Annotated in this window: 28 protein-coding genes; 14 read left to right on the plus strand and 14 right to left on the minus strand. The window is 60.3% G+C overall.

Features of this window, described 5'->3' with window-relative positions; translation table 11 throughout:
• The first annotated feature begins 14 nt into the window (after positions 1 to 14).
• The 5 genes from LZG00_14990 to LZG00_15010 all read left to right on the plus strand — a co-directional run bounded on the left by LZG00_14990 (position 15) and on the right by LZG00_15010 (position 3,373).
• Complete coding sequence (locus LZG00_14990; GenBank protein ID MCF3595300.1) at positions 15 to 911, plus strand: SPFH/Band 7/PHB domain protein; 897 nt, start codon at positions 15 to 17, stop codon at positions 909 to 911.
• Positions 908 to 1,195: a hypothetical protein gene (locus LZG00_14995; GenBank protein ID MCF3595301.1), complete on the plus strand. Its 288-nt coding sequence runs from the start codon at positions 908 to 910 to the stop codon at positions 1,193 to 1,195. Before LZG00_14990 ends, LZG00_14995 begins: the two co-directional genes overlap by 4 nt.
• A gap of 159 nt (positions 1,196 to 1,354) precedes the next feature.
• On the plus strand, positions 1,355 to 1,921 hold the full coding sequence (locus LZG00_15000) for a carboxymuconolactone decarboxylase family protein (protein MCF3595302.1): 567 nt from the start codon (positions 1,355 to 1,357) through the stop codon (positions 1,919 to 1,921).
• 206 nt (positions 1,922 to 2,127) lie between these two features.
• Positions 2,128 to 2,778 (plus strand): DsbA family oxidoreductase, encoded by a 651-nt coding sequence (locus LZG00_15005; GenBank protein MCF3595303.1) that lies wholly within the window; start codon positions 2,128 to 2,130, stop codon positions 2,776 to 2,778.
• 1 nt (position 2,779) lies between these two features.
• Positions 2,780 to 3,373 (plus strand): TetR/AcrR family transcriptional regulator, encoded by a 594-nt coding sequence (locus tag LZG00_15010; GenBank protein MCF3595304.1) that lies wholly within the window; start codon positions 2,780 to 2,782, stop codon positions 3,371 to 3,373.
• Here the strand turns inward: LZG00_15010 and pyrF are convergent.
• From pyrF to LZG00_15025, 3 genes are all read right to left on the minus strand, one after another.
• Complete coding sequence (pyrF, locus tag LZG00_15015; protein MCF3595305.1) at positions 3,370 to 4,077, minus strand: orotidine-5'-phosphate decarboxylase; 708 nt, start codon at positions 4,075 to 4,077, stop codon at positions 3,370 to 3,372. The genes LZG00_15010 and pyrF overlap by 4 nt on opposite strands.
• A gap of 76 nt (positions 4,078 to 4,153) precedes the next feature.
• Positions 4,154 to 4,621 carry a phosphatidylethanolamine N-methyltransferase family protein gene (locus tag LZG00_15020; GenBank protein MCF3595306.1) on the minus strand — a complete coding sequence of 156 codons (468 nt, stop codon included), beginning with the start codon at positions 4,619 to 4,621 and terminating at the stop codon, positions 4,154 to 4,156.
• A gap of 372 nt (positions 4,622 to 4,993) precedes the next feature.
• Positions 4,994 to 5,260 (minus strand): hypothetical protein, encoded by a 267-nt coding sequence (locus LZG00_15025; protein MCF3595307.1) that lies wholly within the window; start codon positions 5,258 to 5,260, stop codon positions 4,994 to 4,996.
• 231 nt (positions 5,261 to 5,491) lie between these two features.
• Here LZG00_15025 and clpB point away from each other — a divergent pair, with 231 nt between their 5' ends.
• A complete protein-coding gene (gene clpB, locus LZG00_15030; GenBank protein MCF3595308.1) occupies positions 5,492 to 8,110 on the plus strand; it encodes an ATP-dependent chaperone ClpB in 2,619 nt (872 codons plus the stop codon).
• A gap of 158 nt (positions 8,111 to 8,268) precedes the next feature.
• Here clpB and LZG00_15035 read toward each other — a convergent pair whose 3' ends face one another.
• On the minus strand, positions 8,269 to 8,709 hold the full coding sequence (locus LZG00_15035; GenBank protein MCF3595309.1) for a DUF302 domain-containing protein: 441 nt from the start codon (positions 8,707 to 8,709) through the stop codon (positions 8,269 to 8,271).
• A gap of 235 nt (positions 8,710 to 8,944) precedes the next feature.
• Between LZG00_15035 and LZG00_15040 the strand changes: the two genes are divergently transcribed.
• Positions 8,945 to 10,444, plus strand: a complete 1,500-nt coding sequence (locus LZG00_15040) for an FMN-binding glutamate synthase family protein (protein ID MCF3595310.1) — start codon at positions 8,945 to 8,947, stop codon at positions 10,442 to 10,444.
• Positions 10,445 to 10,575: 131 nt separating this feature from the next.
• On the opposite strand, the gene rimM is transcribed toward LZG00_15040, so the two are convergent.
• The 7 genes from rimM to LZG00_15075 all read right to left on the minus strand — a co-directional run bounded on the left by rimM (position 10,576) and on the right by LZG00_15075 (position 15,397).
• Positions 10,576 to 11,079, minus strand: a complete 504-nt coding sequence (rimM, locus tag LZG00_15045) for a ribosome maturation factor RimM (protein MCF3595311.1) — start codon at positions 11,077 to 11,079, stop codon at positions 10,576 to 10,578.
• 98 nt (positions 11,080 to 11,177) lie between these two features.
• Positions 11,178 to 11,567: a 30S ribosomal protein S16 gene (gene rpsP / locus LZG00_15050; GenBank protein ID MCF3595312.1), complete on the minus strand. Its 390-nt coding sequence runs from the start codon at positions 11,565 to 11,567 to the stop codon at positions 11,178 to 11,180.
• A 60-nt stretch (positions 11,568 to 11,627) separates the two neighbouring features.
• Positions 11,628 to 11,924, minus strand: a complete 297-nt coding sequence (locus LZG00_15055; protein MCF3595313.1) for a chorismate mutase — start codon at positions 11,922 to 11,924, stop codon at positions 11,628 to 11,630.
• Positions 11,917 to 12,537 carry a GNAT family N-acetyltransferase gene (locus LZG00_15060; protein ID MCF3595314.1) on the minus strand — a complete coding sequence of 207 codons (621 nt, stop codon included), beginning with the start codon at positions 12,535 to 12,537 and terminating at the stop codon, positions 11,917 to 11,919. Before LZG00_15060 ends, LZG00_15055 begins: the two co-directional genes overlap by 8 nt.
• Positions 12,537 to 13,085: a GNAT family N-acetyltransferase gene (locus LZG00_15065; protein ID MCF3595315.1), complete on the minus strand. Its 549-nt coding sequence runs from the start codon at positions 13,083 to 13,085 to the stop codon at positions 12,537 to 12,539. Before LZG00_15065 ends, LZG00_15060 begins: the two co-directional genes overlap by 1 nt.
• Before the next feature lie 87 nt (positions 13,086 to 13,172).
• The gene (ffh, locus tag LZG00_15070; protein MCF3595316.1) at positions 13,173 to 14,678 is read right to left on the minus strand and encodes a signal recognition particle protein; all 1,506 of its coding nucleotides are present in this window, start codon (positions 14,676 to 14,678) and stop codon (positions 13,173 to 13,175) included.
• Positions 14,679 to 14,917: 239 nt separating this feature from the next.
• Entirely contained in the window at positions 14,918 to 15,397 is a 480-nt protein-coding gene (locus LZG00_15075; protein ID MCF3595317.1) for a hypothetical protein, read from the minus strand.
• Positions 15,398 to 15,520: 123 nt separating this feature from the next.
• Here LZG00_15075 and LZG00_15080 point away from each other — a divergent pair, with 123 nt between their 5' ends.
• Positions 15,521 to 16,402, plus strand: a complete 882-nt coding sequence (locus LZG00_15080) for a LysR family transcriptional regulator (GenBank protein ID MCF3595318.1) — start codon at positions 15,521 to 15,523, stop codon at positions 16,400 to 16,402.
• Positions 16,399 to 17,325 (plus strand): DMT family transporter, encoded by a 927-nt coding sequence (locus LZG00_15085; GenBank protein ID MCF3595319.1) that lies wholly within the window; start codon positions 16,399 to 16,401, stop codon positions 17,323 to 17,325. Before LZG00_15080 ends, LZG00_15085 begins: the two co-directional genes overlap by 4 nt.
• Before the next feature lie 27 nt (positions 17,326 to 17,352).
• On the opposite strand, the gene LZG00_15090 is transcribed toward LZG00_15085, so the two are convergent.
• Both LZG00_15090 and LZG00_15095 read right to left on the minus strand, forming a co-directional pair.
• Positions 17,353 to 18,342 carry a glycosyltransferase family 61 protein gene (locus LZG00_15090; GenBank protein ID MCF3595320.1) on the minus strand — a complete coding sequence of 330 codons (990 nt, stop codon included), beginning with the start codon at positions 18,340 to 18,342 and terminating at the stop codon, positions 17,353 to 17,355.
• The gene (locus LZG00_15095; GenBank protein MCF3595321.1) at positions 18,320 to 18,676 is read right to left on the minus strand and encodes a metalloregulator ArsR/SmtB family transcription factor; all 357 of its coding nucleotides are present in this window, start codon (positions 18,674 to 18,676) and stop codon (positions 18,320 to 18,322) included. Before LZG00_15095 ends, LZG00_15090 begins: the two co-directional genes overlap by 23 nt.
• 229 nt (positions 18,677 to 18,905) lie before the next feature.
• Here LZG00_15095 and LZG00_15100 point away from each other — a divergent pair, with 229 nt between their 5' ends.
• The 5 genes from LZG00_15100 (at position 18,906) to LZG00_15120 (ending at position 21,589) form a co-directional block, all read left to right on the plus strand.
• A complete protein-coding gene (locus tag LZG00_15100) occupies positions 18,906 to 19,256 on the plus strand; it encodes an AtpZ/AtpI family protein (GenBank protein ID MCF3595322.1) in 351 nt (116 codons plus the stop codon).
• A 64-nt stretch (positions 19,257 to 19,320) separates the two neighbouring features.
• Entirely contained in the window at positions 19,321 to 20,028 is a 708-nt protein-coding gene (locus LZG00_15105) for a F0F1 ATP synthase subunit A (protein ID MCF3595323.1), read from the plus strand.
• A gap of 102 nt (positions 20,029 to 20,130) precedes the next feature.
• The gene (locus tag LZG00_15110; protein ID MCF3595324.1) at positions 20,131 to 20,367 is read left to right on the plus strand and encodes a F0F1 ATP synthase subunit C; all 237 of its coding nucleotides are present in this window, start codon (positions 20,131 to 20,133) and stop codon (positions 20,365 to 20,367) included.
• Positions 20,368 to 20,543: 176 nt separating this feature from the next.
• Positions 20,544 to 21,026 (plus strand): F0F1 ATP synthase subunit B', encoded by a 483-nt coding sequence (locus LZG00_15115; protein MCF3595325.1) that lies wholly within the window; start codon positions 20,544 to 20,546, stop codon positions 21,024 to 21,026.
• A 5-nt stretch (positions 21,027 to 21,031) separates the two neighbouring features.
• Positions 21,032 to 21,589 (plus strand): F0F1 ATP synthase subunit B, encoded by a 558-nt coding sequence (locus LZG00_15120; protein MCF3595326.1) that lies wholly within the window; start codon positions 21,032 to 21,034, stop codon positions 21,587 to 21,589.
• A gap of 132 nt (positions 21,590 to 21,721) precedes the next feature.
• Here LZG00_15120 and LZG00_15125 read toward each other — a convergent pair whose 3' ends face one another.
• Entirely contained in the window at positions 21,722 to 22,489 is a 768-nt protein-coding gene (locus LZG00_15125; protein MCF3595327.1) for an FCD domain-containing protein, read from the minus strand.
• Positions 22,490 to 22,534: the final 45 nt, after the last annotated feature.

A 22,534-nucleotide genomic window follows, 5' to 3' on the forward strand; every position in this document is an offset into this window, starting at 1 on the left:
GCGAGGTTCTTTCTATGACTCCTGAAGAGATTATCAACGAAGTGGCGAACGGGAACGTCGTTCTGCTGCTTCTGGCGGTATTTATAATTGTTTGCATTTTTCTTGGTGTGCGGATCGTGCCGCAATCGGAAAAACATGTGGTTGAGCGGTTTGGCCGGTTGCGCGCGGTTCTGGGGCCAGGGATCAACTTTATCGTGCCATTTCTCGACAAGGTGCGGCACAAGATTTCCATTCTGGAGCGTCAGCTGCCATCGGCAAATCAAGACGCGATCACCAAGGACAACGTTCTGGTGCAAGTGGAAACCAGCGTGTTTTACCGCATTCTGGAGCCGGAAAAGACGGTTTACCGGATCCGTGATGTGGATGCGGCGATTGCGACGACCGTGGCCGGGATTGTGCGGGCCGGGATCGGTGAGATGGAATTGGACGAGGTGCAAAGTAACCGCCAGCAATTGATCAGCCAGATCAAGCAGCAGGTGGCGGATGCGGTGGATAACTGGGGCATTGAAGTCACCCGCGCCGAGATTCTGGATGTGAACCTTGATACGCAGACGCGCGATGCGATGTTGCAGCAGTTGAACGCCGAGCGCGAGCGCCGTGCCGCGGTGACGCGGGCCGAGGGTGCGAAGCGGGCCATCGAGTTGAATGCCGATGCCGAGCTCTATGCAGCAGAGCAGAAGGCCAAGGCGCGCCGGATTTCGGCGGACGCCGAGGCCTATGCCACCGGGGTTGTGGCCGAGGCGATTGCTGCGAACGGGCTTGAAGCGGCGCAGTATCAGGTGGCGCTGAAGCAGGTGGAGGCGCTGGTCAAGGTGGGTGAAGGCGCGGGCAAGCAGACCGTGTTGTTGCCGACCAATGTGCTCGATGCGTTTGGCGATGCGTTCAATATGCTGAAGGGATCGCGCGGATGACTTGGGACGTGTGGTGGGTCTGGGTCGCGGGCGGTATCGTTCTGGGCATTCTGGAAGTGTTTGCCCCCGGCTTCATCTTTCTGGGGTTCGCCGTGGGTGCCGTCGTGGTGGGGGTGCTGCTGGCGTTGGGCGGCTCTGTCGCGGCGACGCTGACCACATCGGTGTCGATGACGCTGTTGATCTTCGCGGTTGCCTCGCTGATTGCGTGGCTGGTGCTGCGCAGGATGGAGGGCGTTCGCAAGGGGCAGAAGAAGCTCTGGGACAAGGATATCAACGAGGAATGACAGGCAGGGGCAGGTGAGCCGGATCATGGGCGGCGGGATCATGGGCGGCGAAACTCACGTTTGAGTGATTGCTCAAATCAAGCATTGAGTGATCGCTCAAATAAGCCTAGGCAGGTGGCAGGGCAGATAGGCCCACCCCACAACGCTTAGGAAATCATCATGGCTACTTTTCCCATTCACACTATTGAAACTGCTCCCGAGGCCGGCAAACCGCTGCTTGAGACATCGCTGAAAAACAACGGTCGCATTCCGGGGTTGCATGGCACGATGGCCGATGCGCCCGAATTGTTGGCGGCCTATAGCTTTGCCCACCAGCAGTTCATGGCAACCAGCCTGACTGACGAAGAAAAAACCGTGGTCTGGCAGGCGGTAAACGTTGAGCAAGACTGTCATTATTGTGTGCCCGCGCATACCGGTATCGCCAAAATGATGAAGGTGGATGACGCCATCACCGAGGCGCTGCGCAACGAGACACCTTTGCCCACGGCCAAGCTGGAAGCGCTGCGCGATTTCACCCTTCAGGTCGTGCGCAACCGTGGTTTCGTGAGCGATGAGGACACGCAGGCATTTCTGGATGCCGGGTTTGATACCCGCAACATTCTCGAGGTCATATTGGGCGTGTCGCAGAAGGTGATGTCGAATTACACCAACCACTTCGCGCAGACACCTGTCGATACGGTGTTCCAGAAGTTTGCCTGGGAGCGGAGCGCAGTTGCGGCCGAGTGAGACCTTTTCGGCACTGGGATTTTGATATTCTGGCGTTGCCGCCCTGCGGGGCGGCATCGGGCTAGGGAGGGTGATTGGCCGGTTTCGGGCGCGATTTGGGCGCGACCGGTGGCGGGCGGCGCCTGTAACACTTATCTTTGGGTATTGTTGGCCGCGTGGCGGTCGCAACATCCACAACAACGCACGGCATGACAGGAGCGCGTGATATGACGAATACTTCCCCCCTGAGGATCGACATCGTGTCTGACGTGATGTGTCCATGGTGCATCATTGGATACCGCCAGTTGGCGCAGGCGTTGGAGGCGACGGGCACACCGCACGAGATCCACTGGCACCCATTTGAGCTGAACCCGGAAATGCCAGCCGAAGGGCAGAACATGCGCGAGCATATCGTCGAAAAATATGGCTCGACGCCCGAGCAATCCGAGCAAAGCCGCGCACAGATGACGGCGCTGGGTGACACGCTGGGGTTTGATTTTCAGTTCAGTGCGGACATGCGCATGCACAACACGTTCAACGCCCATCAATTGCTGCATTGGGCCGATACGCAGGGGCGCAAGCATGACCTGAAAATGGCCCTGTTTTCCGCCCATTTCACGGATCGGCGCGATCTGTCTGACATTGCGGTTCTGGCCGACGTGGCTTCGGAAATCGGTCTGAACCGGAACGAGGCTCTGGCGGTGCTTGAGGATCAACGGTTTGCAGGTGACGTTCGCCAAACCGAGAATTTCTGGATACAGCAGGGCATTCGCGGCGTTCCGGCGGTGGTCTTTGAGCGTCAGCATCTTGTCACCGGGGCGCAGGGCGTGGAAAATTATAGCCAGATCCTGACCCAGTTGGCGAAGGAGGCCGTCTGATATGGCGCGCGCCGCGCCTTATGACCGCGATACGGCTCTGGATGCTGCGCTTACGCTGTTTTGGGAGAAGGGCTTTCATGCAACTTCGCTCAAGGATCTTGAGGCGGCGCTGGCGATGAAGCCGGGCAGTATCTATGCGGCGTTCAACAACAAGGAGTCGCTCTATCTGCTTGCGCTGGAACGGTATTTTGAGCGGTCGCGACAAGGGTTTCGCGATCAGGTGGCGCAGGCGGACTCGGCTTTGGGCGCGTTGGCCGATCACTTTCGCGCCTATGCGCGGATGGGCCCCGAAGATGCGAACCGCAGGGCCTGTATGTTGACGAAAACCTTAGTGGACACGCAATCCACCGAACCCGCAATTGCCGAGGTGACCCGCGTCTATCTTGCGGCGATGCAGGCAGAGTTTGCGGAGGCATTTCGCAAGGCCCGCGCGAGCGGAGAATTGCCCGATACCGCCGACCCCGAGCGGCTGGCGCGGCGGTTTCAGACGAATGTCGCGGCGCTGCGACTTGCCGTGCATCAGGGCATGGATGGCAGCGACTTTGCCGAGCTGGCCGAGGATATGGCACGCGAGGTAGAGCGGCTGCGCCTTTAGACCCGGCCCATTTCGGCCAGCACCGCCTGAGCGGCGGCGCGCGGGTCGGGGGCCTGCCAGATGGGGCGACCGATGACGATGTGATTGGCGCCATCGGCAAGGGCCTTTGCCGGGGTGGCGATGCGTTTTTGATCGCCGCTGTCGGCGCCGGTGGGGCGCACGCCGGGGGTGACGATCAGGCGGCCCGCCGCATTGGGCAGGGCGCGGATCACGGCGGCCTCATGCGGGCTGGCGATGACCCCGTCGGCTCCGGCCTCGAAGGCGCGTTCGGCGCGTTCGGTCACGATCTCGGTGATGTCGCCGGGCCGGATCATGCCAGCGTCGAGATCGGCGCGGTCAAGCGAGGTGAGAATGGTGACGGCGAGGATCTTGAGATCCTTGCCAGAGGCGCCTTCCTTGGCGGCGCGCACCACTTGCGGATCGCCGTGCACGGTGAGGAAGTCGAGATCGAACTGGGCCAGTCCGCGCACTGCCGCTTCGACCGTTGCGCCGATATCAAACAACTTCATATCGAGGAAGATGCGCTTGGCGTGTTCCTCCTTAAGCTCATTGGCGAGGGCCAATCCGCCGCCGGTGAGCATGCCAAGGCCGATCTTGTAAAAGGATACCGCGTCGCCGAGGCTTTCGGCCAGCGCGAGACCTTCAAGGGCGTTGGGGACATCGAGGGCGACGATCAGGCGGTCATCGGCGGGGGCGAGGGACATCGGCGGACTCCTTGGATTTGGCCGCTTTTGGCAGGGGGATATCGCGAAGGCAAGGGCGATGCGCCGGGCGCGCAGCTTATGGGGCGGGATCGGCTTCGCGCAGGGGAGTTAGGTGACCCCTTGTGCCATAGATCCATTCCATGTCGGGTTTCTCGGTGCAATACATGTGGACCCAGACATAGGCGTGTTGGAACAGCGCGACGATAAGCGCATTCCACGACCCGAAGAAAAACGCGATGCCCCAGAGGCTGAGGAAGGCAACGCCATACATGCCGTTTCGGGTGAATTCGAAGATACCTTTGGTCACGAGCGGCATCTCGGCATAGTGATCGCGAAAATGATCGCCACCGAGGGCGCGCGGGATTGTGAAATAGACCAGCGTGGAATGCAGCGCCCAGGCCGCAAGGGCGAGGAGGGCAAGGGCAATCACGACTTCGATGGTTTCAATGCCGGTGATCAGCGCCGTATCGGCCCAGCCGGTGGCGATGACCAGGAGCGGGCGGGCCACAAGAAGCGGCAGGAAGATCATTGCCCAGACGGTCATGTCGCGTTCGCCAAAACGCTCGGTCAGCCAGTTTCGGTGAAGTTGAAGTTCGGTGAAGTTGAAGGCGAAAGACGATGGCGACGATGATCTGGTGGATCACGGCGAGGATGATGGCGGTCTTGGCCCATGTCACGGCGGTGATGCCAAAGAGGCTTGCGCCGGGAGTATCGCGCAGGAGTGAGAAAGCGCCGAGGGTCATCAGGAAGGCGATGCCAAGATGCTGTAGCTGTCCCTCGAAAAGGTCGGGCAGGCGGGAACGGGCGCGGATATCGGCGAGCTTTGACATGACGCGAGTATGGGGCGGCGGCGCGCGCTGGTCCAGTCGCTTGCGTGTAGGGTGGGTTCAGTCCCCACCCTACAGATACGGGGTTGTCAGGCGGCCATGGGGTAGGGCGCTTCTGACTGGGGCACCAGAGGGCGCAGTTGCATGCGCATGCCGGGGCGGCGGGAGCGATGTGCAGCCAGAGCCTTGTTGGTGAGGCCGCGCGAGATCATATCGAAATCGGCCTGTAGGGGCGCAGAGAGATAGGCCGGGTAGTGTGTGGCATAGCCATTCTCGTGCACCGTTACCAAGGCTTCGAAACCGGCGCGCTCGGGGTTGTAACGGATATCGGCAATCTGAAGCTTTTCCGTCTGCATGGGTCTTCTCCATCTGCTCGAAGGCATGTTCGCCTTCCTGTGGATAACTTGGGGTGCAGGCCCATTGTTCCAAAGGGATGTCACAAAAATGTGTAAACACGTGCGAAAATTCGCACATGTCATCTTGAAGGCAGTGAATTTGCCTCCCATCTAGATTTCAGAGGTTCCCGACCGACGTATGCCTTTGAGAAGGGTGCGCCACACGGGAGAGCTTGTAATAGGAGAGAGCACATGAACTTGGAGAAGTTCACCGAGCGGTCGCGCGGTTTTATTCAGGCGGCACAAACGATTGCGATGCGCGAAGACCATCAGCGTCTGTTGCCTGAACATCTGTTGAAAGCATTGATGGACGACGATCAGGGGCTGGCGAGCAATCTGATCAAGGCGTCGGGCGGCGCGCCAGAACGCGTGGCCGAGGCCGTGGATCTGGCGATTGGCAAGATCCCCAAGGTGAGCGGCGATGCCGGGCAGGTCTATATGGACAACGCCTTTGTGAAGGTGGTGGACGAGGCCGAGAAGATCGCCAAGAAGGCCGGGGATTCATTCGTGCCGGTCGAACGCCTGTTGATGGCGCTTTGCATGGTGAAATCCAGGGCCAAGGACGCCTTGGAAGCCGGGGCGGTAAACGCGCAGGCGCTGAATTCGGCGGTCAATGATGTGCGCAAGGGGCGCACGGCCGACACAGCGAGCGCCGAGGAAGGCTATGACGCGTTGAAGAAATACGCCCGCGATCTGACTGAAGCGGCGCGTGAGGGCAAGATTGACCCCATTATCGGGCGTGACGAGGAAATTCGTCGTTCGATGCAGGTTCTGTCGCGCCGGACCAAGAACAACCCGGTGCTGATCGGGGAACCGGGCGTGGGTAAAACCGCGATTGCCGAGGGCATGGCGCTGCGCATCGTCAACGGCGACGTGCCGGAATCCTTGCGCAACAAGACGCTGATGGCGCTGGATATGGGCGCTTTGATCGCAGGCGCGAAGTATCGCGGTGAGTTCGAGGAGCGGCTTAAGGCAGTTCTCAACGAGGTCACGGATGCGGCCGGGGAAATCATTCTTTTCATCGACGAGATGCACACGCTGGTGGGCGCGGGCAAGTCGGATGGTGCGATGGACGCTGCCAACCTGATCAAGCCGGCGCTGGCGCGTGGGGAATTGCATTGTATCGGTGCCACCACGCTGGATGAATACCGCAAGTATGTCGAGAAAGACGCGGCATTGGCGCGGCGCTTCCAGCCGGTGATTATCGAGGAGCCGACGGAGGAAGATACCATTTCGATCCTGCGCGGCATCAAGGAAAAGTATGAGCTGCACCATGGTGTGCGGATCTCGGATGCTGCCCTTGTGGCGGCGGCGACGCTGTCGCATCGCTATATCACCGACCGGTTCTTGCCGGACAAGGCGATTGACCTGATGGACGAGGCGGCGAGCCGTCTGCGCATGGAAGTGGACAGCAAACCCGAAGAACTGGACCAGCTTGACCGTAATATCCTGCAAATGCAGATCGAGGTCGAGGCGCTGAAACTTGAAGACGATCAGGCCAGCAAGGATCGGCTTGAGACGTTGGAAAAGGAACTGGCCGATCTTCAGGACAAATCCGCCGAGATGACCGCGAAATGGCAGGGTGAGCGCGACAAGCTGGGCCTTGCACGTGATCTCAAGGAGCAGTTGGACCGGGCACGCGCCGAGTTGGACATCGCCAAGCGCGAGGGCAATCTGGCGAAGGCGGGTGAGCTTTCCTATGGCGTTATTCCGCAGCTTGAAAAGCAGCTTGGCGAGGCCGAAAGTGTCGGCGCCGATGGCGTGATGGTGGAAGAGGCCGTGCGCCCCGAACAGATCGCACAGGTCGTCGAACGCTGGACCGGTATACCGGCCGGCAAGATGCTGGAAGGTGAACGCGACAAGCTGTTGGGCATGGAAGCCAATCTGCACAAGCGCGTGATTGGTCAGAACGCCGCCGTGAAGGCGGTAGCCAATGCGGTGCGCCGGGCGCGTGCGGGTCTCAACGACGAAAACCGCCCGCTGGGCTCGTTCCTGTTCCTCGGGCCGACAGGTGTGGGGAAAACCGAGCTGACCAAGGCGGTGGCCGAGTTCCTGTTTGATGACGACAATGCGATGGTTCGCATCGACATGTCCGAATTCATGGAAAAACATTCGGTTGCCCGTCTGATCGGCGCCCCTCCGGGCTATGTCGGTTATGACGAGGGGGGTGTGCTGACCGAAGCGGTGCGGCGTCGGCCTTATCAGGTCGTGCTGTTCGACGAGGTTGAAAAGGCGCATCCGGACGTGTTCAACGTGCTGTTGCAGGTTCTGGACGACGGCGTGCTGACCGATGGCCATGGCCGCACGGTTGACTTCAAGCAGACGCTGATCATCCTGACCAGCAACCTCGGGGCGCAGGCGCTGAGCCAATTGCCCGAGACAGCCGATGCCAGCGATGCCAAGCGTGATGTGATGGACGCGGTGCGGGCACATTTCCGCCCCGAGTTTCTCAACCGGCTGGACGAAACCATCATTTTCGACCGGCTGAGCCGGGGCGATATGGACGGGATTGTCGATATCCAGCTGGCGCGGCTTGCCAAGCGGCTGGCAGCGCGCAAGATCGGGATCGAGCTTGATGAGTCGGCCAAGAAATGGCTGGCTGATGAGGGCTATGATCCGGTATTCGGTGCGCGGCCGCTGAAGCGGGTGATCCAGCGGGCGTTGCAGGATCCGTTGGCCGAAGCGCTTCTGGCGGGCGACATTTTGGATGGGTCAACCATCGAGGTGAGCGCCGGGCCCGAAGGGCTCATCATCGGGGATCGCGTGGGCAGTTCAAACCGCACGCCGCCCGAGGATGCCGTCGTGCATTAAGCCTTCCAACAGGTCAAAGAAATAATACCCGCCGATTTCAAATCGGCGGGTATTTTCTTTATCCACTCACCAGGATTGTGAAAATGAAATCGGCGCCCGCGCCGATAGAAAATGTGGTCAAATCCTGAAAATTATGCAGAGATCGGAGCGGCAGAAGTTCAGTTTTCGCCAATTGCGCTTTGAGCGATTCCGTCAAGCAGGGCTTCGACTTCCTTCATCGGTCCTTCGGGGAATTTGCGAAAGCCAATAGTCACCTTGGCATCGTCCGGCATCTGGATGACGAAGATATTGTAGGGGCAAAAGACCACGTTCATCGGGTCGGCTTCCATCACCCGGCGCGAGACGGCGGCGGAGCAGAAGGAATAGATGTCGGCGTTTTCGAAGATTTTCACCTCAGAGCCGAGATCGGCGCGTGTGCGTTCCAGCATGGCGCCGGTGTGCGACACCGAATCCACCACCAGCCCGGCATCGACGATGGCATTTTCAAGCCCGAAGACGACATCTTCAAAGCTTTCATCGGTGGTATAGGAAATCATCTCATCCGCCATTGCGGCAGCTGCGAAGAACATGGCGAAAACGGCCAGGGCCAGATGTCTCATATCGGTTCCCCCCTTCAGGTGTGACTGGCGGCTTGCCCCGCCGGAGCATCCGCCGCAGAGTGACCCCGCGGTGACCCCGCGCGGGCGGATGACCCAATGATAAAGCGTTTCGAGATAAACTTGAAACCCGAGTTTTTCTCGAGGTGCCCACACATGTATCTGTTGCGCGGCGTTTCCACTTATCCCTGTCTCGGGTTAAGAGGAAATGCTTGGGATATCAAAAGAGGACTATACCATGGGTTTCACGGCGCTGGCTTTCAATGTGCTGGTAATGCTCTTTGTGATGGTGATTGGGCTGGTTGCGCTCACGGTGGTGGTGCTTTTCGCGATCGACCGCTCGCAGCGCGAGGATGCGATCCGGCGCAACTATCCTGTGATCGGGCGGTTTCGTCACTTGTTCACCGATCTGGGCGAGTTTTTCCGCCAGTATTTCTTTGCCATGGACCGCGAGGAAATGCCATTCAACCGGGCCCAACGCGATTGGGTGGAGCGTGCCTCGGAAGGCGAGAGCAACACTGTCGCTTTCGGCTCGACCCGCAACCTCGGCCTGCCGGGCACACCGATTTTCATGAACGCAGCCTTTCCGCCCCTGGCCGAGCAATATGCCGAGACGAAACCCATGATGATCGGGCCGCATGCGGCGCTGCCCTATATGGCCAAGTCGATCTTCAACATATCAGGCATGAGCTATGGCGCGCTTAGCCGTCCGGCGGTGCGCGCGCTCAGTCGGGGCGCGGCGCGTGCGGGCATCTGGATGAACACCGGAGAAGGCGGCCTAAGCCCGTTCCACCTCGAAGGGGGCTGTGATGTGGTGTTCCAGATCGGCACGGCGAAATACGGCGTGCGTGACGCCAACGGCGCGCTGGATGACGACAAGCTGCGCCAGATCGCGGAAAACCCGCATGTGAAGATGTTCGAGTTGAAGCTGGCGCAGGGGGCCAAGCCTGGCAAAGGCGGCATTCTGCCCGCCGAGAAGGTCAGCTCCGAGATCGCAGAAATCCGCGGGATCGAAGCGGGTAAGGCGTCGATTTCGCCCAACCGCCACGGCGAGATCGACGATTGGGGCGATCTTCTCGATATGATCGCCCATATTCGCGAGATCACGGGCCGGCCGGTGGGGTTCAAGACGGTGCTGGGATCACGCGACCCCTGGCTGGGCTTCTTTCAGGAGATCAATGCGCGCGGCCCTGAAAGCGCGCCGGATTTCATCACCATTGACGGCGGCGAGGGCGGCACCGGTGCTTCCCCGATGACGCTTATGGATCTGGTGGGCATGCCGATCCGTGATGCGCTGCCGCGGATCGTCGATCTGCGCGACCGGCACGGGCTTCAGGATCGTATCCGGATCATCGCATCGGCCAAGCTGATCAACCCCGGTGACGTGGCCTGGGCAATCTGTGCGGGCGCCGATTTCGTGACGTCGGCGCGCGGCTTCATGTTTTCGCTTGGCTGTATCCAGGCGTTGAAATGCAATCGCAACACCTGCCCGACGGGCATCACCACGCATGACCCGAGGTTGCAGCGCGGCCTTGTGGTGGAAGAGAAGGATGAACGCGTCGCACGCTATGCCAGGTCGATCATCACCGAGGTTGAAACCATCGCCCATTCCGTTGGGGTGACCGAGCCGAGAGAGATGCGCCGCCGACATGTACGGATCGTGCAGAGCGACGGAAGTTCAGTGCCGATGAACCGGCTGTTTCCAAGCCAGGACGGCAAGGCAGGCGTGAGCATCTGACAGCGGCGTGCTTGCCTGAGACAGCCGGACCGCGCCTGTCATTCATCTTGCCGGAAATATCCCGGGGCTTGGGGCAGAGCCCCAATCAATCAAAACCTGTGCGCCGCAAGGCGCTCAACTGAATTGCCGTCTCAGAAAATGCCATCCGGGGGATCCGCGATGATCCGGCCCGCAGCGAGATCGACCGTAGGCACCGCCGCGCGGGTGAAGGGCAAGAGAGCGGTGTCCTGTTGTCCCGGGCTCTGGACTTCCAGAAGGTCACCGGCACCGTGATTGAGCACGGATTTGACCTTGCCCAGATCTTTGCCGCCGGTGTCAAGAACGCTCAGACCGATCAGATCGGCATGGTAGAATTCGTCATCGGGCAGAGAAGGCAGCAATTCGCGCCGTGCAAAGAGCCGTGTGCCTTTCAGCGCATCGGCCTGCTCTTTGGTGGAAATGCCGTCTATCCGCGCGGCAAAACCGCCCTTGACCGGGCGGTCAAGGATGATTGCAAAGCTGCGCGCGCCCGCTTCGTCTGACAGCGGGCTGTATTGGGCAATATCTGAGGGGGTCACGGTAAAGCTTTTGAGACGTATCTCGCCTTTAACTCCGAATGCGCCTGCGATGGCGCCGACGCAAATGCGATCTTCCATGTCAGAAGCTCCGGTTGCATGGGGATGATCCGGGCGAAATCGTGCCGCCCGGACCAGAGTTTTGCGCACCCCGCGCAAACGCGGGGAGAACGCGACGATTACTCGGCGCTTGCTTCGGCTTCGGGCTCTTCAGCCGGAGCTTCGGAGGCAGCGGCGGCCTTGGCGGCTTTCTCTTCCACGCGGGCCACGGCTTTGCTGCCGGGCTTACCTTTTTTCAGGTTGGCGCGCTCTTTCTTCTCGATCACGCCGGCGGCTTCAAGGAAGCGGCTGACGCGGTCTGTGACCTGGGCGCCTTCGCCGAGCCAGTATTTCACGCGGTCGATATCCATTTTCACGCGCTCTTCGCTGTCTTTGGGCAGCAGCGGGTTGTAGGTGCCCAGTTTTTCGATGAAGCGGCCATCGCGGGGCATGCGGCTGTCGGCCGCAACGATGCGATAGAAGGGACGTTTCTTGGAACCGCCGCGGGCGAGCCGGATTTTCATAGCCATTGTGTAATTCTCCTGTTCATGGGTCTGTAAGGTGCGCAGGATGTGCACCCTGCATTTGGGTTAAGATTGGTGTTGCTGGTGGTGCTGAATGACTTCAGCGATGATGAAGTTGAGGAACTTGCGGGCAAATTCCGGGTCGAGATCGGCGTCAACCGCCAGTTGCTCCAGCCGCGCGATCTGATCCGCTTCGCGGGCCGGATCGGAGGGGGGAAGATCATGTTCGGCCTTGAGCTTGCCCACGGCCTGGGTGTGTTTGAACCGCTCGCCCAGAGTATAGACGAGAATCGCGTCAAGGCGGTCAATCGAGGCGCGGTGTTCCTTCAGCAGGTTGGCGGCTCTTGTCACGGGATCAGTCAATCGCCCATCCTTTCGGTTTGAACAGCGGGTCGATGTAATTGGCGATTTCCATCTCGATGCCATGGGCGATCTGGCTGTTGCTGAGTACCGCCGGGGATGGGTGGCGATAGACCGCGTCCGAGCCGTCGATGGTGGGCGCGTCCGCGTCCTTGACCGCGCCCAGCCGTTCGGCGAGACGGATGCTGTCGAGATTCTTGGGGTCGATATAGCTGACGGCGCCATCCCATCCGAGCTTGCTATAGAGATAGTTGCGCGCGGCGTGGGTGGCTTCGAGCGCGTAGCCATGGCCGGCTTTGTCGGGCCAGATGATCCAGGCGATTTCGCGTTCGGGCCATTTCGCCGGCATCCAGCCGCCAGCCATGCCGAGGGTATCGCCGGTCGCCTTTTCGTGAATCATCCACATGCCATAGCCGCGAATATGCCAATGGCCGATTTCGGCGGCGTAGAGCATCCAGGTTTCGTAGCTGTTCAGCGGTCCGCCCATGAAGCGCGAACGATAGGAGGAAAACGTCGCCTTGAAATCGGGGTAATCCTCGGATTCCGGCGCGCTGAGGATCAGGCGCTGGGTTTCCAGCACAGGAATATCTGCGGTATGAGAGATGGCGACATTCATCAGGCATAGGCCTCCATGCCGCCGTTTTCGAGATCTGCGGGCGCGAGGTGGCGCCAGATCTCGATCAGCCCGTAAGCAGGGTCTTCATAGGTGGTTTCAAAGCTGGCACCGAGGCGGCGAGCAACGGATTTGGACGGCTCATTGGCCGGGTCGATCTGGGAAATCGCCGTGTCCCAGCCCAGAATGTCATAGGCATGCGCGCGCGCGGCCAGCGCCGCTTCTGTGGCATAGCCCTTGCCGGTGGCGTGGGGCATCAGGGTCCAGCCGATTTCGCGTTCATACCAGCCATGGGGAAACCACAGGCCGACGCGGCCCTGGTAGGTGCCGCTTGACTTGTCCTCGAGCGCCCAGAAGCCATAGCCGCGCAGCATCCAGTGGCCCGCCAGCATCGCAAGGCTGCGCCAGGCTTCATGTGGCTGTTTCGGTCCGCCAACGAAATGCGAAGCCTCGGAGGCGTAAAAATCGCGTTCGGCTTCAAAGTCGCTCTCACGCGGGGCGCGCAAGAACAGGCGCTCGGTCTCTAACGTGGGGATTGTGAAGCTGGTCATGCGCGCGCGCTTTCCCTGCCCGCGATGTGCGGGGGGAGAGGCAGGGAGCCTCCGGCGGGGATATTTTTGGCAAGATGAAGCATCAGCCTATTTCTTTTTGCCGAGACCGGAAAGACCGGGGGGCAGGGGCAGGCCACCGCCGCCGCCGAGACCGGGCATGCCGCCACCTTTGCCCATTGCGCGGGCGGCCTGTTCGAGTGCTTTGGGGTCCATGCCGGCGGCCATATCGGCGGGATTGCCACCTTTGCCGAACATGCCTTTCATGGCTTGTTTGAGCATGCCGCCTTTGCCCATCTTGCCCATTTTCTTCATCATGTCGCCCATCTGGCGCTGCATTTTGAGAAGCTTGTTGAGATCGGAGACATCGAGTCCGGCACCTTTGGCGATGCGTTTCTTGCGCGAGGCCTGAAGGATCTGGGGGTTGGCGCGCTCGATCTTGGTCATTGACTGGATCAGGGCGATTTGCTGTTTGAGGATCTTGTCGTCAAACCCGGCCTGTTCGACCTGTTTGGCCATTTTGTTCATGCCGGGCATCATGCCCATGATGCCTTCCATGCCGCCCATCTTGAGCATCTGTTCGAGCTGCATCTTGAGATCGTTCATGTTGAAGCGGCCCTTCTGGAACCGTTTCATCATTTTCTCGGCCTGTTCGGCCTCGATGGTTTGTTGAGCCTTTTCAACCAGCGAAACGATATCGCCCATGCCCAAGATTCGGCCTGCGATGCGTTCAGGTTCAAACGTCTCAAGCGCGTCCATCTTTTCGCCCAGGCCGACGAAGCGGATGGGTTTGCCGGTCACGGCACGCATGGAAAGGGCGGCACCGCCGCGACCGTCGCCGTCCATCCGGGTGAGGACCACGCCGGTGATGCCGATCTTGGCGTCGAATTCTTCGGCCACTTCGACGGCGACCTGACCAGTGAGACCATCGACCACCAGAAGGGTTTCACGCGGATTGATGGCGGCCGAGACTTCTTCGACCTCTCTCATCAGAACTTCGTCGATTTGCAGCCGCCCGGCGGTGTCGAGCATGTAGACGTCATAGCCGCCCATTGCCGCCTGTTGCTTGGCGCGTTTGGCGATGTCGAGCGGCTTTTGCCCCTTGACGATAGGAAGGGTGTCGACACCGATCTGGGTGCCGAGAATGGCGAGCTGGTCCATTGCGGCGGGGCGATAGATGTCGAGCGAGGCCATCAGAACCTTCTTGCCGTCACGCTCTTTCAGGCGTTTGGCGAGTTTACCGGTGGTGGTGGTTTTACCGCCACCTTGCAGGCCGACCATGAGGATCGGGGCGGGCGGGTTGTCGATCTTGAGCGTGCCGGGGTCTTCGTCGCCGGTGAGCACATCAATGAGGGCATCGTGCACGATCTTGACGACCTGCTGGCCCGGTGTGACCGATTTGGTGACGGCTTGGCCGGTGGCTTTTTCCTGAACCTTTTTGACAAAGTCGCGCGCGACAGGAAGCGAAACGTCGGCTTCGAGCAGGGCGACGCGAACCTCGCGCAGGGCGGTTTTCACATCGTCTTCGGAGAGCGCGCCCTGTTTGGTCAGGCGGTCGAAGACGCCGGAGAGGCGCTCTGACAGGTTTTCAAACATCGCGGTCTCCTTCGACCTTAGTTACCTCTTTGCCCTGCCCATGTGGGGACGGGGCGGCGAATGCGCAAACTCCCAAACGTGAATTGCCCCCGTGGGCGCAACGCGCTGACGAGGGGCGATCCCGGGACAATGCCCATGGGACCGGAAGCCTGAGAACCTCCGGAATGCCGGGAGGCTTTAGGCCGCAGACGGCGCAGAGTCAAGCCTTGCGGGGCGACGCGCCGCGAACTGCGGGGCGTTCAGCCGGTTAGCGGCCGTTCGAGCCAGGTGTTGATCGTTGCGGCGACTCCTTTGGGGTCGCCGATATTGCTGTAGGCCATGGTCAGGGGTTTGCTGCCGCTCACGCCGCCGGATTCGATGATGAGCGCGACGCGGAAGAGTGTGCCTTTGTCGCTGTGCGTGGTCTCGACCTGGGCGCTCTGCACGCCTGCGAGATCATAGCGTGATTTGAGCTTGCTAAAGATGTTGGCACGGCGGATCTCGATCCAGCCGCCGGGGCGGTGAAACACCACCTGCACACGGCGCACGAAGGCCCAGAACGCAACAAGGCCTATTCCGCCGCCGAAAAAGAAGAAGAGGAGGCCCATCCATTCACCGGAAAACATCAGGCCCAAGCCGATGCCGCAGAACACCAGGATGAAACCCGTGATCATCAGGCCGAAGAGCCAGGGGGTGTCTTCGACGATCAACAGGTCGGGGGTGTTGCGGCGAACTTTCATGAGTCCACTGTAATGTCAGCAAAAGGCAATGTCAGCAAAAGGCAGCGCAGAGCGAATTTCGTCTTTGCATTTTTCAACAGATGACCAAGGATGGGGTGAAACTGTGAGATGGTACGCGAAGCTTTGGACAATTGGGACGAGATCAGAACAGCCTATCAGGTGGCGCGGGCCGGAACGGTCAGCGGCGCTGCCAGTGTGCTGGGGGTGCATCATGCCACGGTGATCCGCCATATAGATGCGCTTGAAGGGCGTTTGGGCGTGAAGCTGTTTCAGCGCCACGCGCGCGGCTATACCCCGACCGAGGCCGGGCTTGATCTGATGCAGGTGGCGCGCGCGACCGACGATCAGTTTTCCCAGCTTGCCGGACGGTTGCGGGGGAGGGGCGAGGAAGTTTCGGGCGAATTGGTGGTGACGGCGCTGGCCGAGGTGACGGTGCTTCTGGCGCCGCTTCTGGCCGAGTTTCAGCAGGCCTATCCCGGCCTTGTGGTAAGGCTTTTGGCAAGCGACCGGGTGTTCCGGCTGGAATATGGCGAAGCGCATGTGGCGCTGCGGGCCAGCATGAAGGCACCGGAAGAACCCGATAACGTGGTGCAACCGCTGATGCGGTTGGTGATGGGGATGTTTGCCAGCCGCGATTATCTGGAGCGCAATGGCATGCCAGAAGGGATCGAGGGGTTGGCCGGGCATCACTTCGTTGGCTCCGACAACCTGGATTCACGCGCGCCCTATATGGCATGGCTGCGACAGGCGGTGCCGGATGCGAATATCGCCTTTCGTGCCGAGGATGTGCGCGCACAGCAGCAGGCGGTGCGCGCCGGTGCGGGAATCGGATTCATGCTGCGCGAGCAGGGCTTGGCGCTTGAGGATCTGCAAGAGGTCATGGCACCGCTGCCTGACTGGGAAACGGCGCTTTGGCTGGTGACCCATATGGACCTGCATCGCACGGCCAAGGTGCAGGCGCTGGTTGGCTTTCTCAAGGCGCGGCTAAAGCAGGGCGGGGCATGAGCGAAGTCACGGCGAGAGAAAGAGAAACAGGGCGACCCCTGAGCGGTCATCTTGGTGGGCATCTGGCGATGCTGGTATTTTCTGCGCTGGTGGCGGGGTCGTTTTCGCTGGGTGCCATGGCGGCGCCTCATATTGCGCCTGCCGCACTGACCGCGCCGCGCTTTTTGCTGGCGGCGGTGTTGGTGGGGGTGGCCGCGATGGCCACAACCGGGCTGCCGCGTCAATCATGGCGCGCGCCTTGGCGCTATGTCGTTCTGGGCGGCGTTTTCGCCGCTTACTTCGTGTTGATGTTCGAGGGTTTGAAAACCGCTGCGCCGGTTTCCGCAGCGGCGGTCTTTACGCTCACACCTCTGATATCGGCCCTGATTGGCTATGTGATATTGCGACAGGTGACGACGCCGCGCATGGCGCTGGCGCTGAGCCTTGGGGCGATGGGGGCACTTTGGGTGATTTTTCGCGCCGATTGGGCATCGTTATGGGCGTTTGAAGTTGGCCGGGGCGAATGGATCTATTTCTGGGGCTGCGTGTGCCATGCGGCCTATACGCCGATGGTGCGGCTGCTCAACCGGGGCGAACCGCCTGTGGTGTTCACCTTTGGCATGCTGGTGGCGGGCTGTGTCGTGGTGACGGCCTATGGCTGGAACGAAATTTGGGCGACAGACTGGGCGGCTCTGCCGGGGATCGTGTGGATCACTCTGATCTATGTGTCGGTGTTTGCCAGCGCCGTCACCTTCGTTCTTGTCCAGTTTGCCACCATGCGCCTGCCCTCGGCCAAGGTGATGGCCTATACCTATCTTACGCCCTCCTGGGTGATCGTGTGGGAGATCGCGCTGGGCCATGATGTGCCGCCGCTGTTGGTGCTGGGCGGGGTGGTGATTACGGTGGTGGCGCTGCTTATTCTGCTCAAGGATGAGGGGCACTGAGGCGCGCGGGGGGATTGCCGGGGTGGATCACAGGAACCCTTTGGAGCGCAGGGCGCGCTCCAGCCGATGCAGGTTGATCGGCGGTTTCTCGGCATCTTCGGCGGCGGGCAGCAGCGGGTGCAGCGTGCTGAGTTCGACATCGCCGAACGCCTTGATCTGTTCCGCGATGGCGGCAAAGACCTCGGTATAGTGACGCCGCTTGATCAGGCCGACCTTGGTGCCGGGTTGCAACAGATGAGCCGCGAAATGAAAGGCCGAACCATCGCCGCCGACAATCACACGCGCGGCGAGGTAATGCGCGGCCTGTTCGTGGATCGAAAAGCGTTCGGGATGAAAGGCGGTGTAGCCCGCGGCGATCATCATCTCCTCAATCTGATCCTCCTGATCGAGGTGGCGGTCGCCGTTTTTCAGGCGGGCGCGCGAGATATAAAGCTTTTCGGGGCCGTTGGCGCTGAACGCGGCCTCGAACCGGCTTCGCACGAAATGACGGAACTCGGGCGTGCCGGTGCTCCAGCCGAAATGGCCGACGCCTTGGCTGGGCACCACCAGTTCCTCGGCGCGCACCGGGCCGTTGAAGGCCTGGAGCGGTATGCCATCGCTCAGAACCTCGACAATCTGGCGCAGCGGGGTGCTGAGCATGGTCTTGGCCGTGCGGTGATAGATCGGCTGAAAGATGATGCTGTCGACCGGTCGCTCCAGTTGGTCGAGCGCCCAGAGCCGTGAAATCGTCTCGGTCAGGAAGTGGCCGAAATGCACCCGCGCCACGCCGGCATAGAGATGACGCCCCGCCAGTTCGGTGATCTCGTCAGGGTCGGGCGCGGCTGGCGGCGCGGTGAGCCGAGGGCGGATCAACATGGTGCGGGCGTTCTGGCAAACCGTGCCATCGGCGCGCAGCACACCGCAAGGCAGGTCCTTTTCATCGCGCACCGGCACGATCGTGGCATTTTGAAGCGTGTCGATATCGGGCGCGGGGATCTGGGAGAAATCGGCAAAATTACGAGGTTTCGGCATTTTCATCCTGTACTTCCTGCGTGCCGAGTTCGGCAGCGAGGAACCTCTCGAACGCGTCGAGGTTAACCGGCTCGAACTGTCCGAAACCCTGCATCCAGACCGAGGCCGCGCGCAGCGCGTCGGGTTCGAGCTTGCACCACTTCACCCGCCCGCGCCGTTCCTGGCTGATCAGCCCGGCACGGCTCAGGACGGCGAGATGCTTGGAGATCGCGGCGAGGCTCATTTCGAAGGGCTCGGCGACATCCGTTACCGCCATGTCATCCTCAAGAAGCATGGTCAGGATCGCCCGGCGGGTCGGATCGGCAAGGGCGGCGAAACTGGCATCAAGCGTGTCACTCATGCGCCCATTTGCTAGGAACGGGCGAAATCGTCAACCATTTGGTTGAATATGCTCTTGTGCCAGAGTCAGCGCTAACGGCGCTTGTGTCGGTCGCGCCGCTTCGCTTTATCTTTCTAAAAATACTCATAAAACCAATGTCTTACGACAAGAATGCGGGCCAAGTCAGCGCGCTTGACTCTATTCGGCCACCAACATAGCAAAGGCGCAATCGTCAGGTGGGGGAATGCCCGTGTCCGAACCCGATCCCGAAGAGCGACTGAAGCAGCTCGAAGCGCGGATCGCGGCGGCCAGAAAGGCCGAAGAAGCGGCCCGCCACCAGGATGAGCATTATTCCAAGGCCCAGCAGGGGTGGCGGATGGTGATAGAGATGGTTGCCGGTGTTTTGATCGGCTTTGGCATCGGATATGGGCTTGATAGCCTGTTCGGGACAATCCCGATCTTTCTGGTGCTGTTTACAATGCTGGGGTTTGTGGCCGGTGTTCGCGTGATGATGCGCACGGCCCAGGAATTTCAGGCAGAACAGATGGGCCAGAGCCCGCAGGATGTGGGCGAAAGCCCCGACGACAACGAGAGGACTTGAGGACGTGGCCACCGAGACCAATACCGCAGACGCCGCAGAAGGTTCGAGCCTGGTTTTTCACCCGATGGACCAGTTCATGGTCAAGCCGCTGTTTGGCGACGGACCGGTGGGCATTTTCACGATCACCAATGTGACGTTGTGGATGGCGCTGACGGTTGTCGGGATCGTTCTTTTGCTGGTTGTGGGCACGTCGCGCCGCGCTGTTGTTCCGAACCGGACGCAGTCAATTGCCGAGCTGGCGTATGGCTTTATCTACAAGATGGTCGAAGATGTTACGGGCAAGGATGGCGTGCGCTATTTTCCCTACATCATGACGCTGTTCCTCTTCATCGTCTTTTCCAACTTCCTCGGCCTGCTTCCCGGCGCGTTCACCACGACAAGCCACATCGCCGTAACGGCCGTGATGGCGATGGCGGTGTTCCTGTCAGTCACGATCATCGGTTTCTGGAAGCACGGTTTGGGTTTCCTGAGCGTTTTCTGGATCTCGAGCGCGCCGCTGGTGCTGCGCCCGGTTCTGGCGCTGATCGAAGTGATCTCATACTTTGTGCGCCCGGTCAGCCACTCGATCCGGCTTGCCGGTAACATGATGGCCGGACACGCGGTGATCAAGGTTTTCGCGGCCTTCGCGGCGCTGCTGGCGATCTCGCCCTTTGCGATCATTGCGATCTCGGCGATTTATGCTCTCGAAGTGCTGGTGGCGTTCATCCAGGCCTATGTGTTTGCGATCCTGACTTGTGTTTACCTGAAGGACGCGCTGCATCCGCACCACTGATTATAGGGGCGGGCTGGTTGCCCGCTCTACGACACGACGGCGGGTTCTCCCGTCACATGAAACTCTGAATTCTAGCTAATTCCAACGTAAGGAGAAGACACTATGGAAGGCGATATCGTACAAATGGGCGCATACATTGGCGCGGGTCTCGCATGCACAGGCATGGGTGGCGCGGCTGTTGGTGTGGGCCACGTGGTTGGTAACTTCCTGTCGGGCGCTCTGCGCAACCCGTCGGCAGCTGGTGGTCAAACCGCAACGATGTTCATCGGTATTGCGTTCTCGGAAGCGCTGGGGATCTTCTCGTTCCTCGTCGCACTTCTGCTGATGTTCGCCGTTTAAACCTTACGGACCATCCTTACGCTCGGGTGGGTCGCCAATGCGCGGTCCACCCGTTGTAATCCCGGTTCGAGGAGAACGTCGACATGGCAACCGAAACCGCAACAGCCGACCACGTCAGCCCGCTTGCACTTGAAGAAGCGGGAAAATGCGTAGACTCGCATGGTGGTGCCATCGGCATGCCGCAGCTTTGTGGCGAGTGGATGGGCAACCAGATTTTCTGGCTGGTCGTCACTCTGGTGGTGATCTTCTTTATTCTGTCGCGCGTTGCGCTACCGCGGATCGCAGCGGTGCTGGCCGAGCGTCAGGGCACGATCACCAATGACATCGCGGCCGCCGAAGAGCTGAAACAAAAAGCCGTCGAGGCCGAAGAAGCTTATAACAAGGCACTGGCTGATGCCCGCGCTGAAGCCAACCGGATCGTTGGTGAAGCCAAGGCGGACATGCAGGCCGCGCTGGACGTCGAGATCGCCAAGGCGGATGCCGAGATCGCGGCGAAGGCCGCCGAAGGTGCGAAGGTGATCGAAGAAATCCGCGCTGGTGCGCTGGCGGCTGTCAAGGACGTCGCCAAGGATACCACCAAGGAGATCGTAGCAGCGATGGGCGGCAAAGCCGACGCCAAAGCTGTCACCGCAGCGATCAACGCTCGGATGAAAGGGTGAAGAAAATGCGCAGTATTGCAACATTGATAGCCCTTTTCGCCGCCAGCCCTGCGCTGGCTGCGAGCGGGCCGTTCTTTTCGCTGTCCAACACGAACTTCGTGGTGCTGATCTCGTTTTTTCTGTTCATCGGCGTTCTGATCTATCTCAAGGTGCCCGGCCTTTTGGGCGGCATGTTGGACAAACGCGCTGATGGCATTCGCGATGAGCTTAACGAAGCCCGCAAGCTGCGTGAGGAGGCCCAGAGCGTTCTGGCGTCCTATGAGCGCAAGCAAAAGGAAGTGGCCGAGCAGGCCGAGCGGATCGTTGAGCACGCCAAGGAAGAAGCGCGGCTGGCATCAGAGCAAGCCAAGGAAGATCTGAAAATCTCGATCGCGCGCCGCTTGGCCGCGGCGAAGGATCAGATCGCTTCGGCAGAGTCTTCGGCCGTCAAGGAAGTGCGCGATCAGGCGATTGCAATTTCGGTGGCCGCCGCAAAAGACGTGATCGCCAAACAGATGACTGCCGCAGATGGTAACAAGCTGATCGACGACGCGATTTCCGAGGTTCAGGTTAAGCTGCACTAAGCCGCTGGCGAATGGTTGGGCGGATTGCCCAGCCCAGAAAATTGCAGAACCCGGGCCGTATGTGTCCGGGTTTTTCTTGTTTATGGTGATTGCTATTGGTTGAGAGCGCGGCCCGTATCGCCCAAGGTGCGCTTACCGTGCGTTTTCATGCTCGAGACGCTGGCGCGCGATGGTATCGGTATGGGCGGTCCGGCGCTGGGCTTTCAGAGCGGCCTCAACGCGGTCCATATGCCGTTCCATCGCGGCCCGTGCGCCGATACAATCGCGGCGCTGAAGTGAGTCATTGATCGCGCGATGCTGTTCCAGGAGATCATCGTGCGCGTTGGGTTGAAGATACATCTGCGCGCGATTGTAAAACACACCGCCGCGTAAGAGATCATAGATTGAGCGCATCATGTGCAGCATCACCACGTTGTGCGATGCTTCGATGATGGCCAGGTGAAAGGCGGTGTCGCATTCGGCCTCCAGTTCGATATCGCCTGCGGCGTGAGCGCTTTGCATCCGTTTGAAGGCATCGTCGATCACTTTTAAATCGAGATCGGAGCCACAGCGCGCAGCACGTTCCGCCGCCACGCCTTCCATGTCCCGGCGGAAGGATACATAGTCGACCACCGCCTCGTCATGGGCGGCAAACAGGCGAACCAACGCAGGCGAGAAGGCCGAGCCCAACACGTCGGCGACATAGATTCCCGATCCGGCACGCGAACAGAGAAGGCCGTGATGCTTTAGTTCGGAGATGGCTTCGCGCAGCGAGGGGCGTGACACACCCAGTTGCTCGCTCAACTCGCGTTCGGGGGGCAGACGCTCGCCGTCACGCAGTATGCCGCGCAGAATCAGAAGCTCGATCTGGCGTACAACGGCGGAAGACAGCTTCTCGGGGTGGATTGGTCGGAAGGGCATTCACGGGCCTTTGATTGAATCGGTCAGATAATATGACCGCCGATT

Source organism: Rhodobacteraceae bacterium LMO-JJ12 (assembly GCA_021555075.1).
Lineage (GTDB): Bacteria > Pseudomonadota > Alphaproteobacteria > Rhodobacterales > Rhodobacteraceae > JAKGBX01.

Excerpts from the sequence above, each read along its gene's own strand:
- LZG00_14990 (MCF3595300.1), top strand. The coding sequence starts at position 15 with ATGACTCCTGAAGAGATTATCAACGAAGTGGCGAACGGGAACGTCGTT.
- LZG00_14995 (MCF3595301.1), top strand. The coding sequence starts at position 908 with ATGACTTGGGACGTGTGGTGGGTCTGGGTCGCGGGCGGTATCGTTCTG.
- LZG00_15000 (MCF3595302.1), top strand. The coding sequence starts at position 1,355 with ATGGCTACTTTTCCCATTCACACTATTGAAACTGCTCCCGAGGCCGGC.
- LZG00_15005 (MCF3595303.1), top strand. The coding sequence starts at position 2,128 with ATGACGAATACTTCCCCCCTGAGGATCGACATCGTGTCTGACGTGATG.
- LZG00_15010 (MCF3595304.1), top strand. The coding sequence starts at position 2,780 with ATGGCGCGCGCCGCGCCTTATGACCGCGATACGGCTCTGGATGCTGCG.
- pyrF (MCF3595305.1), bottom strand. The coding sequence starts at position 4,077 with ATGTCCCTCGCCCCCGCCGATGACCGCCTGATCGTCGCCCTCGATGTC.
- LZG00_15020 (MCF3595306.1), bottom strand. The coding sequence starts at position 4,621 with ATGACCGTCTGGGCAATGATCTTCCTGCCGCTTCTTGTGGCCCGCCCG.
- LZG00_15025 (MCF3595307.1), bottom strand. The coding sequence starts at position 5,260 with ATGCAGACGGAAAAGCTTCAGATTGCCGATATCCGTTACAACCCCGAG.
- clpB (MCF3595308.1), top strand. The coding sequence starts at position 5,492 with ATGAACTTGGAGAAGTTCACCGAGCGGTCGCGCGGTTTTATTCAGGCG.
- LZG00_15035 (MCF3595309.1), bottom strand. The coding sequence starts at position 8,709 with ATGAGACATCTGGCCCTGGCCGTTTTCGCCATGTTCTTCGCAGCTGCC.
- LZG00_15040 (MCF3595310.1), top strand. The coding sequence starts at position 8,945 with ATGGGTTTCACGGCGCTGGCTTTCAATGTGCTGGTAATGCTCTTTGTG.
- rimM (MCF3595311.1), bottom strand. The coding sequence starts at position 11,079 with ATGGAAGATCGCATTTGCGTCGGCGCCATCGCAGGCGCATTCGGAGTT.
- rpsP (MCF3595312.1), bottom strand. The coding sequence starts at position 11,567 with ATGGCTATGAAAATCCGGCTCGCCCGCGGCGGTTCCAAGAAACGTCCC.
- LZG00_15060 (MCF3595314.1), bottom strand. The coding sequence starts at position 12,537 with ATGAATGTCGCCATCTCTCATACCGCAGATATTCCTGTGCTGGAAACC.
- LZG00_15065 (MCF3595315.1), bottom strand. The coding sequence starts at position 13,085 with ATGACCAGCTTCACAATCCCCACGTTAGAGACCGAGCGCCTGTTCTTG.
- ffh (MCF3595316.1), bottom strand. The coding sequence starts at position 14,678 with ATGTTTGAAAACCTGTCAGAGCGCCTCTCCGGCGTCTTCGACCGCCTG.
- LZG00_15075 (MCF3595317.1), bottom strand. The coding sequence starts at position 15,397 with ATGAAAGTTCGCCGCAACACCCCCGACCTGTTGATCGTCGAAGACACC.
- LZG00_15085 (MCF3595319.1), top strand. The coding sequence starts at position 16,399 with ATGAGCGAAGTCACGGCGAGAGAAAGAGAAACAGGGCGACCCCTGAGC.
- LZG00_15090 (MCF3595320.1), bottom strand. The coding sequence starts at position 18,342 with ATGAAAATGCCGAAACCTCGTAATTTTGCCGATTTCTCCCAGATCCCC.
- LZG00_15095 (MCF3595321.1), bottom strand. The coding sequence starts at position 18,676 with ATGAGTGACACGCTTGATGCCAGTTTCGCCGCCCTTGCCGATCCGACC.
- LZG00_15105 (MCF3595323.1), top strand. The coding sequence starts at position 19,321 with ATGGACCAGTTCATGGTCAAGCCGCTGTTTGGCGACGGACCGGTGGGC.
- LZG00_15110 (MCF3595324.1), top strand. The coding sequence starts at position 20,131 with ATGGAAGGCGATATCGTACAAATGGGCGCATACATTGGCGCGGGTCTC.
- LZG00_15115 (MCF3595325.1), top strand. The coding sequence starts at position 20,544 with ATGCCGCAGCTTTGTGGCGAGTGGATGGGCAACCAGATTTTCTGGCTG.
- LZG00_15120 (MCF3595326.1), top strand. The coding sequence starts at position 21,032 with ATGCGCAGTATTGCAACATTGATAGCCCTTTTCGCCGCCAGCCCTGCG.
- LZG00_15125 (MCF3595327.1), bottom strand. The coding sequence starts at position 22,489 with ATGCCCTTCCGACCAATCCACCCCGAGAAGCTGTCTTCCGCCGTTGTA.